The following is a 14,155-nucleotide window of genomic DNA, read 5'->3' on the forward strand; positions in this document are numbered from 1 at the left end:
TAAATTTTATATGTTTTTGGTTTTAAAAATATGTATTTGATAAATAATTAAGTTTTTGAATCATTTTTTATTGCTAAATTAATATATTTATGCTAAAATAATATATATGAAAATTGATTTGTGTCCAAATTGTGGTTCTGATCACTATATTAAAAGTGGAATTGTAAATGATAGACAACGCTATAAGTGTAAAAAATGTAACTATTTTTTTTCTGTTAATAAAATAGGTAAGAAGATTGACGACTATTACGTAAACAAGTCACTACAACTATACTTAGAAGGATTAACCTATAGAGAAATAGAGCGTATCCTTGGCGTGTCTCATGTAAGTATAATGAATTGGGTAAAAAAATATAATATTAAAAGGCCTTATAATTCTAATTATCATCCAACTTATAAAATATTAAACGCCACAGAATTAGGTAATTATTTTCAAAAAGCAGAAAATATTAAAGGAGCTGGAGTTGTTGTAACAGAGCTAGGAGACAAATTTATGCTAATAAAATGGGAGCGTTTTAAAGATTAGTATATATAATTAACAGATTTATATATTAATTTTCTGTTAACACATTCTTTTTTAGAGTTTAGTAGTGCACACAAAACCAATAATTTAATTATTCACTAACTAACTCTTTAAAATTATGAGAAAACAAACATTCTTATTTTTAATAGCAGCAGTATTGCTTTTTCCTTTTTTAGGAAATAGTCAAGAAGCAGAAAAAAAAGAAGCAGACCATTCTTACAAACCACTAAAAGTAAATCTTAATGAAGATGGTAGTAAATACATAAGGTTTATTACTTGGCATCAATTATGGCTTGAAGCTAGAAGCGATCAAAAAGGAATAAGACACTCTATTAGAAGGTCTAGATTATTAGCTTACGCACAAATCTCACCAAGATTTTTAATCTTAACTCACTTTGGACTTAATAGTTTAAGTGCAGACAATTTAACAGCAAACCCAAATTCACAAACAGCAAATAATAGAAGTTTATTGTTTTTACATGATGCTTGGGCAGAGTTTGCTATAGAGCCAGGAAAACTTCATGTTGGTTCTGGTTTACATTATTGGAATGGTATTTCAAGATTATCAAATCAAAGTACATTAAACATGATGACTTTAGATAATCCTGGAGCAGGAAACTCTGATGTAAGGTTATTTCCTTGGAATAATATTACAACAAGTGATCAGTTTGCACGTCATTTAGGGATTTATGCTAAAGGTTCTTTAGGTAAGTTCAGCTATCGTATAGCAGCAAATAATGCAAGAACAAACGTAGGAGTTTTAGGCGCTACACCAACTTACCAAGTCGATAATGCTATTGGAGATGGTGTTTGGAATTACGCAGGATATTTTAAGTATGACATCTTTGATAAAGAATCAGATAAATTGCCTTATTTAGTTGGTACTTACTTAGGTAAGAAAAAAGTGCTAAGTATAGGTGCTGGTTTCTTCCATCATCCAGATGCATTAGCGGTAAACGATTTAAATAATAGAGAATCTGTAACACACTTTGCTGTAGATGCATTTTATGATGCACCGTTAAACGAAAACTTAGCAATTAGCGCTTTAGGTGCTTATTACAATTATAATTATGGTGATACCGACGGATTTAGTACTGGTGGTTTAGTCCCATCTTCAGGTACAGTTGTTCATGGTCAATTAGGACTTTTATTTAGAAAACATAACGTAATGCCATATATAACTTATAATACATCAAATATGGATTTTACGCCAAATAATAGTGATGAGTTAGGTTTAGGACTTAACTATTTTATAAACGGTCATTTTGCTAAAATAACTGCAGAATATACTACAGGTACCAAAGGAGCAACAGGTGCAGAGTCTACTAATATCTTTAGACTACAAACGCACATTTTTCTATAAACAACTAATTAAAACTAAAACATATTATGTCTGATAAACAACAACACGCAACAGCGTACTGGAAAGAAAACTTAAAGTATTTAATTATACTGCTTTCTGTTTGGTTTATAGTGTCTTACGGATGCGGAATCCTTTTTAAAGATGCTTTAAATGAAATAAGACTTGGCGGATTTAAACTAGGTTTCTGGTTTGCACAACAAGGATCTATTTACGTATTCGTAATTCTAATTTTCGTTTACGTAAGATTGATGAATAAATTAGATAAAAAATACGGTTTCGACGAGTAAGCCTTAACTAAAAAACAAAAAAACATTATGAGTGTACAAGTATGGACATGGTTATTAGTAGGGCTATCTTTTGCTCTATATTTCGGAATTGCAATTTGGGCTAGAGCAGGCTCAACAAAAGAATTTTACGTTGCTGGTGGTGGTGTTTCACCTTTAGCAAATGGTATGGCTACAGCAGCAGACTGGATGAGTGCCGCTTCTTTTATTAGTATGGCGGGTATTATTTCGTTTGCTGGTTATGATGGTTCAGTCTATTTAATGGGTTGGACTGGAGGATATGTGCTACTAGCGTTGCTCTTAGCGCCTTATCTGCGCAAGTTTGGTAAGTTTACTGTACCAGATTTTATTGGTGATAGATATTATTCTAACACAGCACGTACTGTAGCTGTAATATGTGCCTTAATTGTTTCATTTACATACGTTGCAGGACAAATGCGTGGTGTAGGTATTGTATTTTCACAATTCTTGCAAGTAGATATTAATTTAGGTGTAATTATTGGTATGGCTGTGGTTTTAGTATTCTCTTTATTAGGAGGAATGAAAGGAATCACATACACGCAAGTAGCACAGTATTGTGTATTAATCTTTGCGTTTATGGTACCAGCGTTTTTCATCTCTATGCAAATGACAGGAAACATCATACCTCAAATAGGAATGGGAGGAACTGTTGAAGGTGGTGAATTTTTACTTGACAAATTAGATGCATTACATACGCAACTTGGTTTTAACGAATATACTAGCGGAACTAAAAGTACTTGGGATGTATTTGCTATTACTTTAGCATTAATGACAGGTACTGCTGGGTTACCACACGTAATAGTGCGTTTCTTTACGGTGCCAAAAGTAAAAGATGCACGTAAATCTGCAGGATACGCATTATTATTAATTGCTATTCTTTATACAACTGCACCTGCAATCTCAGTATTTTCTAGAACTAACTTAATCGAAACAGTAAGTAATAAAGAATACTCTGAAATTCCTGAATGGTTTAAAAATTGGGAAGATACAGGATTAATAGCATGGGCAGATAAAAATGGCGATGGAAAAATTCAATATGTAGCTGGCAACGCTTTAGATGGTAAAAAACCTGTATATACCGAAGAAAGAGGGCAATATGGACAACGTATGGTAGCTAATGTAAGTGATGCCTCTAACGAGCTATATGTTGATAGAGATATTATGGTATTAGCAAATCCTGAAATTGCAAACCTTCCAAACTGGGTAATTGGTTTAGTAGCAGCTGGTGGATTAGCAGCAGCTTTATCTACAGCAGCAGGTTTACTATTGGTAATTTCTACGTCAGTATCTCACGATTTAATTAAAAAGCAATTAAAACCAGATATCTCTGACAAAGGCGAATTAACTTGGGCTCGTGTATCTATTTTTGTAGCTATATTAATTGCTGGATACTTTGGTATTAATCCTCCAGGGTTTGTGGCAGCTGTCGTCGCACTAGCATTTGGTCTAGCAGCAGCGTCATTCTTTCCAGCGATTATCTTAGGTATTTTTGATAAGCGTATGAATAGCAAAGGTGCTATCTCAGGAATGGTTGTAGGTATCGTAATTATGTTATTCTACATGATGAAATTTAAATTAAATATGTTTGGTGGTGGTACTGCAGAAGACTGGTGGTTTGGGACATCTCCAGAAGGGTTTGGTACTATAGCAATGCTAATAAACGTAGTAGTTTCGGTAGTAGTATCAAGGTTAACACCTGCACCGCCTCAAGATGTACAAGATATGGTGGAAAACATTCGTATTCCATCGGGAGCTGGAGAAGCTTCTTCACATTAAAACATTGTTCTTTATCTTAAAATAATTAAGAGCATATTTTAATTTAGTTAGTTAAAATCAGCATTACAAACTGTAATGCTGATTTTTAATTATATTAGTATTCTATTTAAATATTTATATGAAAAAACGCCACGAGCAAAAACTAATCGTCCTCTCCATAGCATTATTTTTAATGTTTAATATACCTTTTGTACTTATTTTTAATGTTAATGGACATGTGTTTGGCGTGCCTTATTTTTATGTGTTTATATTTTCTACTTGGTTACTTTCAGTAGTAATTTCGTTTATAGTTTTAAAACGTCATTATGAGTAATTATGCGTTAGTAGTTATAATTGTATTGTATTTAGCAGTGTTGTTTTACATTGCTTTTATTGCTGAAAAAAAACGACAAAGCAAATGGGTTAACAACCCTTATGTCTATACGTTATCTTTAGCTGTTTATTGTTCTGCATGGACCTATTATGGTAGCGTTGGTATTGCTGCAAATTCTGGTATTAATTTTTTAACTATCTATTTAGGACCTGTTATTGCTGCGCCTTTATGGATTACGGTATTGCGCAAAATTATTCGTATTTCTAAGCAACATAAAATTTCGTCTATAGCAGATTTCATTTCTGTACGTTATGGTAATAATAGGTTTTTAGGCGCTTTAGTAACTGGTATTTGCTTAATTGGTACCTTGCCTTACATTTCTTTACAACTTAAAGCAGTATCTGAGACTTTTGAAATAATGTCTGATGATACAAGCTATATTTCTACGTCAATAATAGACGACTCTACGTTTTATGTCGCCTTGCTATTAGCCATTTTTGCTGCTTTTTTTGGGACACAAAACACCGATGCATCCGAAAAACATAAAGGGATTATTGCTTCGGTAGCTTTTGAGTCTATTATAAAACTCTTATTCTTTTTAATTATTGGTGTATATGTTACGTTTTACCTGTTTAATGGCACTACAGATATTTACAATAAAATATCCAAAATAGACAATTTAATACCGCTAACCACTATAGATAGCTTAGAAGAAGGTTTTAATTGGCTTTTTACTATGGGATTGTCATTTATGGCTATATTCTTGTTACCAAGACAATTTCAAGTAGCAGTACTAGAAAATAATAGAGAAAAACACCTTAAACATGCTATCTGGATGTTTCCGTTGTACTTATTACTGTTTAATGTATTTGTAATCTTTATTGCTTGGGCAGGAAAATTAAGTTTTGGTAATACTCAAAATGCCGAATATTACACACTGTTCTTGCCATTAGAGCAAGGTCATTCGTTTTTAGCAACGCTTGTTTTTTTAGGTGGTTTTTCAGCAGTAATTTCAATGGTTATTGTATCTACTTTAGCATTATCAACAATGGTTAGTAATAACTTAATTATACCTTATGGGTTTTTAGATAAATTCATTAAAAATCAACCTGAACGAAATTCTAAATACATTAAAAATATAAGACGCATATCAATATTCTCCATAATAATTGTAGCGTATTTTTTTTATATATCGTTTTCTAAAGAGCTTTCCTTATATTCTATAGGGTTAATATCCTTTACTATTATAGCACAATTAGCACCGTCATTTTTTATTGGTTTATATTGGAATCGTGGTTCTGCAAGAGCAGCTATTATAGGCATGGTTGTTGGGACTTTAACAGTATTGTATACCTTGGTATTACCTTTTACTTTGGATGCTTTTGTAGGTAAAGATTCTTTTACTCAGTTGGGGCTTTTTGGTGTAGAAGCATTGAAGCCTTATGCTTTATTTGGATTAGACTTTTTAAGTCCACCTGCACATGCATTTTTTTGGAGCATAACTTTTAATGTTATGTTTTACTTAGTATTTTCATTAATCTATAAAGGTAATTATAGAGAACGTAATTATGCCGAGATGTATGTAGATAGTAAAAACTTTACAACCTTACAAGACAGCGCTTTAGTATGGAAAGGAGAAGCGTACGTTAATGATATAAAAAATGTATTAATTCGTTTTTTAGGAGAATATAGAGCCAACCGTGCTTTAAATATCTTTTTTACTAAATATAAACTACCTCAAGACACACAGTTAGCAGATGCTAGATTAATTAATTTTTCAGAAAAACTACTAACCGGTAGCATTGGTGCTGCTTCAGCTAAAATATTAATAGCAAGTGTAGTCAAAGAAGAACAAATTAGTTTGGTAGAAGTGCTTAAAATTTTAGAAGAGTCTAAAGAAAATATTGTAAACAATAAAATGTTGCTAGAGCAATCTCAAGAGTTATCTCAGTTATCATCACAATTAAAACAAGCTAATAACGAGCTTATAGTAAAAGATAGACAAAAGGACGAGTTTTTAGACACTGTAGCACACGAGCTTAAAACACCAATAACAGGTATACGTGCAGCAACCGAGCTATTAATGGATGAAGACGATGATATGCCTAAAGAGATAAAACAACAGTTCTTAAAAAATATACTTCAGGATTCAGATCGTTTAGGACGCTTAATTAATAACATTTTAGATTTTGAAAAACTAGAAACCGGACGTCTAAATCTAGATGTTAATCGTAACGACATATGTAGTACTATATCAAAAGCAATTTCTAGTTTAAACCATATCGCAGCAAAAAAAGAGATACGTATAATTAATAAAAACAAAAGCCAACTGTATTTAGAGTATGATGAAGACCGCATCCTACAAGTACTTACAAACCTATTATCTAATGCGTTAAAATTTTGTGCTCCTAAAACAGGAGAAATAGTTGTAGATTACTCGGTTTTTAAGCAACATATAGAAGTCTCTGTAAGTGATAATGGTAAAGGGATACCGGAAGAAGATCATGATTATATCTTTGATAAATTTTATCAATCTCAACACCAAAACACAATAAAACCACAAGGAAGCGGATTAGGTTTGGCTATTACAAAACAAATCATAGAAAAACATCACGGAAAAATCTGGGCTAAAAAAGGGTTAAAAAATGGCGCAAGTCTTGTTTTTACGCTACCTTTTAAGTAAATTGTACAACATTTTTATATGAAGAAGAAGATTTTAATTGTAGATGATGAGCCTAACATTGTAATGTCTTTAGAGTATACCTTTAAAAAACAAGACTTTGAAGTGTATATAGCAAGAGATGGAAGTGAAGCGTTAGAGATATTAAAAACCCAAACGCCAGACGTTATATTGTTAGACATAATGATGCCTAATGTAGATGGTTACCAAACATTGTCATACATAAAATCAGATAAAAATTTAAAAGATATAAAAGTGGTTTTTTTAACCGCTAAAAATAAAGCGTCAGATATAGAAAAAGGACTAAATTTAGGTGCAGATAAGTATTTAACCAAACCCTTTTCAGTAAAAAAAATAGTTTCAGAAATTATGGAACTCGTCGCTTAAAAACATAAAAGTTAGTCTTAATATGACTAATTAAATATTGGTTTTGTGTGCAAACAAGCAAGTATTTAATTAAAATATAAAGACAATGAAACTTCGTATCAATCCACTAGCATCAGATATAATAATATGTATCTACGTTGTTGCTACGTTATACCTTAGATTTAAATGGCAAAGCCAAACTATTGTAACTCCAATGTTATCTATTGTTATTGGTTTATCTTTTGTAGCTATAATTTGGGCTTTAATTAAACTTAAAGTGCTTAACCCTAATTGGTTCGGTCTTTTTAACTCTAAAAAAGCTTAGTTATGCTGTATCAAGATTTCTATAAAAAAAGTATTAAATATCCAGAACAATTCTGGAAAGAACAAGCGCAACAATTAGACTGGTATAAACAACCAAATACTATTTTGTCTAAAGACCAACATGACTATTTTCAATGGTTTGAAGACGGTCAACTTAACTTAAGCTATTTGTGTATAGACAAACATATAAAAGATGGTTATGGTAATCAAAATGCAATAATTTATGACTCGCCAGTTACCAATACCAAACAGCATATAACCTATAATCAATTACACAAAGAAGTCTCTAAACTTGCTGGCGGATTACTAAGTTTAGGACTAAAAAAAGGCGATACTTGTATTATTTATATGCCTATGATACCGCAAGCCTTATATGCTATGCTAGCATGTGTAAGGATAGGAGTCATACATTCGGTAGTATTTGGTGGTTTTGCACCGCATGAGTTAGCCATTCGTATTGACGATTGCAAACCAAAAGCTGTCATTACCGCTTCAAATGGAATCGAAATACAGCGTATCATTCCATATAAACCTTATGTAGACGATGCTATTGCACAAGCCAAAAACAAACCAGAACATGTTATTGTGTTTGATAGAGATCAAGAAGTAGATATTCCTAAAAAAAGTTATGATGTAGACTATAAAACTTTAGTAGAAACATCGTTAGCAGTAGATGCAGTACCTTTACCAGCAACACATCCATCTTATATTTTATATACTTCCGGCACAACAGGAAAACCAAAAGGCATCATTAGAGATACTGGTGGCTATGCTACTGCGTTAAAATTCTCAATGAAAAACGTATATGGTGTTAATGAAGATGATGTTTATTGGGCAGCTAGTGATGTAGGTTGGGTTGTAGGTCATAGTTTTATTGTGTACGGACCGTTATTAAACCGAAACACAACTATTCTCTTTGAAGGTAAGCCTATAAAAACACCAGACGCTTCAACCTTTTGGCGTGTTATTAGCGAGCATAATGTAAAAGTCATGTTTACAGCACCAACAGCCATTAGAGCGATAAAAAAAGAAGATCCCGAAGGACAAATGATTAAAAACTATGATTTATCCTGTCTAAAATATCAATTCTTAGCTGGCGAACGTTGCGACGTAGCAACTTTAACTTGGACCCAAGAAAAATTACAAGTTCCGGTAATAGATCATTGGTGGCAAACAGAAAGCGGTTGGCCAATGCTAGCAAATATGGTTGGTGTACAATTACAAGAAGTAAGACCTGGATCGGCAAGCTTTCCGGTAAGTGGTTATGATATTCAAATTTTAAATGAAGAAGGTCACGAAGTAGAAGCAGGAGTAGAAGGATATGTTGCTGCCAAATTACCATTACCACCAGGAACATTAATGAATTTATGGGGAAACACAGAACGTTTTAAATCAGGATATTTAAACAAATTTCCAGGGTATTATTTTTCTGGCGATGGTGGTTATAAAGACGAAGATGGCTACATATTTATAACAGGTAGAGTAGACGATATTATAAACGTTGCTGGTCACAGATTATCTACTGCCGAAATGGAAGAAATTGTAGCCTCTCATAAATCTGTAGCCGAATGTGCTGTATTTGGAGTGCATTGCGATATAAAAGGACAAAAACCTCTAGGCTTAGTAGTTTTAAAGTCAGATAACACAAATGATAATGATACCATTCAAAATGAAATTATCAAAGATGTGCGTCATGAGATTGGCGCAGTCGCTTCCTTTAAAGACGTATTGGTAGTTAACCGATTACCAAAAACTAGAAGCGGTAAAATTCTTCGTAAATTGTTACGAAATATCGCAGACGAACAACAATACAACATTCCATCAACCATTGATGATGTTACAATTATAGACGAAATAAAAACAATTTATCAAACCCATCATATTGGGATTCATTAGTTCTCGATACAATACGCTTAGGCGCATCACTTGAACAGACGATAACTGTTACATCGAGTATAGTCAAAGAGTAATGGTCACTGAGCGTAGTCGAAGTGAGTCGAAGAAAATAAAAATAATAACATAAAATAAAATATCTGGTCGAGCGCAGTCGAGACCTATTATAATTAAAACAAAACTAAAATAACATATAAGCATTATGAGTAATTATCATATCAAACACTTAGAAGAATACTACCAAGTCTACCGTAAATCAGTCAGAAACCCTGAAGTGTTTTGGGAAGAAATAGCAGAAGAGCATTTTTTATGGCGAAAAAAATGGGACAATGTTTTAAGTTGGGATTTTTCCAAACCAGAAGTAAAATGGTTTGAAGGCGCTCAACTAAACATTACCGAAAATTGCATAGACAGACATCTATACACAAGAGGCGATAAAACCGCAATAATTTTCGAACCTAACGATCCTAAAGAAGAGGCAGAACATATCACATACCGCCAATTACACGACCGTGTGTGTCGTATGGCAAATGTATTAAAAGATAAAGGCATTGGTAAAGGCGATCGTGTTTGTATTTATTTACCAATGATTCCAGAATTAGCCATTTCAGTATTGGCTTGTGCGCGAATTGGTGCGATACATTCAGTAGTTTTTGCTGGGTTTTCTTCTACAGCATTAGCAACGCGTATTAACGACTCAGAATGTAAAATGGTTATTACCAGTGACGGATCGTATCGTGGTGCAAAAACCATAGACTTAAAAGGTATTGTAGACGAAGCTTTAGAAGAATGTAATTCCATAGAAAGCGTTTTGGTAGCAAAACGAATTAATAGTGATATTAACATGAAAGACGGTCGCGACCATTGGTTACAACCTTTATTAGATGACGCTTATCACGATTGTGTGCCAGAAATTATGAATGCAGAAGATCCGTTATTCATTTTATATACTTCAGGTTCCACAGGTAAGCCAAAAGGCATGGTGCATACTACAGCTGGATACATGGTGTATACAGCTTACACGTTTAAAAACGTGTTTCAATATCGAGAAAAAGATGTGTATTGGTGTACAGCAGATATAGGTTGGATTACAGGACATAGTTACATTGTTTACGGACCATTATGTAATGGTGCTACAACCGTAATGTTTGAAGGTGTACCAAGTTATCCAGACTTTGGTCGTTTTTGGGATATTGTAGAAAAACATAAGGTTAACCAATTCTATACAGCACCAACAGCTATTCGTGCATTAGCAAAAGAAGGTGTAGACCACTTAGAAAAACACGATTTATCATCTTTAAAAGTATTAGGAACCGTTGGCGAACCAATAAATGAAGAAGCTTGGCATTGGTATGATGATAACGTAGGAAAGAAAAAAGCACCTATTGTAGATACTTGGTGGCAAACCGAAACTGGTGGAATTATGATTACACCAATAGCATTTGCAACACCAACAAAACCAACCTATGCAACGCTTCCTTTTATCGGAATTCAGCCAGCGTTAATGGATGAACACGGACAAGAAATTAAAGGCAATCAAGTAGATGGTCGCTTGTGTATAAAATTCCCTTGGCCAAGTATGGCGCGTACTATTTGGGGCAACCATCAGCGTTATAAAGACACGTATTTCTCGGCTTACGACAACAAATATTTCACAGGTGATGGCGCGTTAAGAGATGAAGTAGGGTATTACCGTATTACAGGTCGTGTGGATGATGTTATTATCGTATCAGGTCATAACCTTGGTACTGCACCAATAGAAGATGCTATTAATGAGCATCCAGCAGTAGCTGAGTCTGCAATTGTAGGTTTCCCTCATGATATTAAAGGAAATGCGTTATACGGTTACGTGACGTTAAAAGAAACAGGCGAAGGACGTGATCATAACAATTTACGTAAAGAGATTAACCAATTAATCACAGAGCAAATAGGACCAATTGCTAAGTTAGATAAAATTCAGTTTACAAATGGATTGCCAAAAACACGAAGCGGAAAAATTATGCGTCGTATTTTACGTAAAATAGCAAGTAAAGACACTGGTAATTTAGGTGATACTAGTACATTACTAAATCCAGAAGTCGTACAAGAAATTATGGATAATGCTTTATAAATTTTTAATCTAAGAAGACAAACTAACTAACAAACTATTGTTTGATTTATTTGATTATTTAAGTGTGAAACACCTTCAATTTTGGAGGTGTTTTTTGTTATTACTAGCATCGTCAAGTCATTATAAATATCCCATTGTCATTGCGAGCGCAGCGAAGCAATCTCTTTTTAATGACTATTAATTAATGACTAACTAACCAAGACATAAATTACCCTTAAACCAGAAAAAAAAATCTATAGTCACTTCGATCGCAGAGAGAAGTCACATAATTAATCATTAACAACTAGTGAGATTCCTTCAGTCGTACCTCCTTCGGAATGACATTAAGGTTGTCATTACAAGCGTCCTATTGTCATTGCGAGGACGCAGGACGAAGCAATCTCTTTTTAATGACTATTAATTAATGACTAACTAACCAAGACATAAATTACCCTTAAACCAGAAAAAAAATTCTATAGTCACTTCGATCGTAGAGAGAAGTCGCATAAAAAAAGACCGTTTATTTAAACGGTCTTTTACAATTTTATCTTAGAAGATAAATATGTTTTTTTTGATTAAAAGATTACTTCTACGTTAACCGCATTTAATCCTTTTTTTCCTTGTTCAGTATTAAACTGTACTTTGTCATCTTCTTTAATATCATCTCTTAAACCAGAGTTGTGAACAAAAATGTCTTCTCCTGTTTCTGATGATTTAATAAATCCGAATCCTTTTAAATTGTTGAAAAATTTTACTGTGCCTTCTTGCATCGTTACTTAATTTTAAATTACTAATAATGTGTTTACAATAAAGAACGTCCTAGTTAAGAAAAGCATACTAAAGATTAATAATTAGATTGCATAAACAATCTATTAACTTAAAAACACTATTGAAAAGTAATTGAAAAATAAAATTGGAAAGAAGAGAAAAACTCGTAAAACTAATTGTACTATATACTACCTTAAACCTCTATAGGTATCTTTTATTGAGTTGCAAACATAGACTATTTAATTAACACCACCTAATTATTTGATACATAATAAAATAATAATAGTTTGATAATATGTTTGAGATACTATAATCGATATACAAAGCACGGTTTTATTTTCATTGCCAGCATTATCCTATTGTCATTGCGAGCGCAGCGAAGCAATCTCTTTTTAACGATTAATGACTAACTAAGACACAAATTTCACTAATTACTACTAATCCATTACAAATTTTAACCTACCACGTCACTTCGAGTGATACACGACGTAAGAAGTGTATTGTATCGAGAAGTCATATTAGTTGTATACAATGTAGTGTTTGATTTTTTTTGAAGCACATGAACAATACTTCGACAGGCTAAGTATGACAACCTATTGTCCAATCTATAGTCTTACTTAAGGATTGTCATTACAAACATCCCATTGTCATTGTAAGTAACCTATAGTCATTGCGAGGACGCAGGACGAAGAAATCTCAATGTTTATTGCTAATTGAGAATAATGCACAAAAAAAGCCTAAAACACCGCTAGAACTCCGTTTTTAGGCTAAATTTTATAAGGTCTTGAGTGTTTCTTACTCACTCGTCATTGTATATACAAAGTAAATACTTAACAAATGTATGTAAAATAAATGTAGATTTTTGTAAAAAATCATTAAATTTTTAGGAGTCAATACTTTAGCTAGCTGTTATTTAAACCAACTTAAATTTATCTTTATTTTTTATTGAACAGGGTTTCAAATTATTAAAAAGTTGGTATATTTAAACTCTCCCAACTTTGATATAGTAGATTGATAATTGAATTCAATTAAATGACAAAACACATTTCAGAATCTGATACTAGAGCTAATTTTATAGATCAAAAATTGGCAAAAAGTCAATGGGAAGCTATCCATATAATTAGAGAGTATTGCTTTACAGGTGGTAGGAAGTTGATAGGTAATAAACGCGGTAAGCGCTTGTTCTTAGACTATCTTCTTAAGTTTAATAATACCAATTTAGCTATTATTGAAGCTAAAAAGCTCGGTGACCATCCAACCAAAGGTTTACAACAGGCTTTAGATTATGCTGACAAACTAAAAATAAACTTTGTTTACGCTACTAATGGTAAGCAAATTTATGAGTTTGACAAAAGAACAGGTAAGGGAGATTATATTAATCAATTTCCAACACCTCAAGAACTTTATAATAAAGTTTACGGTAAACAGAATGCGTTAAAACAAAAACTACAAAATATTCCATTTTTATTGATAGGTAATTTCGGACCAAGATATTACCAAGAGATTGCCGTAAATAAAGTCATGGAGAATATTGCAGATGGAAAGGATCGTATTTTGCTAACTTTATTAACAATAAGCAATTAACAATAATTAATGAATAATGAGATTACTTTGCTACGCTCGCAATGACAGACTAATTGTCACTGCGATGAGGTACGAAGAAGCAGTCTAGTTGGACAATTAGACAATAATCAATAATCAATAAGATTGCTTCACTGTGCGCGCAATGACGTTACAGTTGTCATTACGAGGACG

The 14,155-nt window shown here is 32.8% G+C and carries 11 protein-coding genes and 1 pseudogene; 11 read left to right on the forward strand and 1 reads right to left on the reverse strand.

Annotation, left to right across the window (positions count from 1 at the left end):
* Positions 1-106 precede the first annotated feature (106 nt).
* From FHS04_RS11935 to acs, 10 genes are all read left to right on the forward strand, one after another.
* On the forward strand, positions 107-526 hold the full coding sequence (locus FHS04_RS11935) for a transposase-like zinc-binding domain-containing protein (RefSeq protein WP_106678447.1): 420 nt from the start codon (positions 107-109) through the stop codon (positions 524-526).
* 115 nt (positions 527-641) lie between these two features.
* Positions 642-1,886 carry a porin gene (locus tag FHS04_RS11940; protein ID WP_106678445.1) on the forward strand — a complete coding sequence of 415 codons (1,245 nt, stop codon included), beginning with the start codon at positions 642-644 and terminating at the stop codon, positions 1,884-1,886.
* A 26-nt stretch (positions 1,887-1,912) separates the two neighbouring features.
* Positions 1,913-2,173 carry a DUF4212 domain-containing protein gene (locus FHS04_RS11945; RefSeq protein WP_027879889.1) on the forward strand — a complete coding sequence of 87 codons (261 nt, stop codon included), beginning with the start codon at positions 1,913-1,915 and terminating at the stop codon, positions 2,171-2,173.
* Positions 2,174-2,200: 27 nt separating this feature from the next.
* On the forward strand, positions 2,201-3,967 hold the full coding sequence (locus FHS04_RS11950) for a sodium:solute symporter family protein (RefSeq protein WP_106678443.1): 1,767 nt from the start codon (positions 2,201-2,203) through the stop codon (positions 3,965-3,967).
* Between the two features lie 118 nt (positions 3,968-4,085).
* Positions 4,086-4,280 (forward strand): hypothetical protein, encoded by a 195-nt coding sequence (locus FHS04_RS11955; protein ID WP_106678441.1) that lies wholly within the window; start codon positions 4,086-4,088, stop codon positions 4,278-4,280.
* Complete coding sequence (locus FHS04_RS11960) at positions 4,273-6,963, forward strand: sensor histidine kinase (RefSeq protein ID WP_106678439.1); 2,691 nt, start codon at positions 4,273-4,275, stop codon at positions 6,961-6,963. The genes FHS04_RS11955 and FHS04_RS11960 overlap by 8 nt, the downstream gene beginning before the upstream one ends.
* A gap of 18 nt (positions 6,964-6,981) precedes the next feature.
* Complete coding sequence (locus tag FHS04_RS11965) at positions 6,982-7,347, forward strand: response regulator transcription factor (protein ID WP_027879892.1); 366 nt, start codon at positions 6,982-6,984, stop codon at positions 7,345-7,347.
* Between the two features lie 85 nt (positions 7,348-7,432).
* A complete protein-coding gene (locus FHS04_RS11970) occupies positions 7,433-7,651 on the forward strand; it encodes a hypothetical protein (RefSeq protein WP_106678437.1) in 219 nt (72 codons plus the stop codon).
* A gap of 2 nt (positions 7,652-7,653) precedes the next feature.
* Complete coding sequence (locus FHS04_RS11975) at positions 7,654-9,546, forward strand: acetate--CoA ligase (protein WP_106678435.1); 1,893 nt, start codon at positions 7,654-7,656, stop codon at positions 9,544-9,546.
* Between the two features lie 199 nt (positions 9,547-9,745).
* Positions 9,746-11,653 carry an acetate--CoA ligase gene (gene acs / locus FHS04_RS11980; RefSeq protein WP_106678433.1) on the forward strand — a complete coding sequence of 636 codons (1,908 nt, stop codon included), beginning with the start codon at positions 9,746-9,748 and terminating at the stop codon, positions 11,651-11,653.
* 554 nt (positions 11,654-12,207) lie between these two features.
* On the opposite strand, the gene FHS04_RS11985 is transcribed toward acs, so the two are convergent.
* Entirely contained in the window at positions 12,208-12,402 is a 195-nt protein-coding gene (locus tag FHS04_RS11985) for a cold-shock protein (protein ID WP_027879896.1), read from the reverse strand.
* A gap of 1,030 nt (positions 12,403-13,432) precedes the next feature.
* Between FHS04_RS11985 and FHS04_RS11990 the strand changes: the two are divergent.
* Positions 13,433-13,972, forward strand: a pseudogene (locus tag FHS04_RS11990) (type I restriction endonuclease subunit R); the annotation flags it as partial.
* Positions 13,973-14,155 lie beyond the last annotated feature (183 nt).

This window comes from Mesoflavibacter zeaxanthinifaciens subsp. sabulilitoris (assembly GCF_014191595.1).
GTDB classification, from domain to species: domain Bacteria; phylum Bacteroidota; class Bacteroidia; order Flavobacteriales; family Flavobacteriaceae; genus Mesoflavibacter; species Mesoflavibacter zeaxanthinifaciens.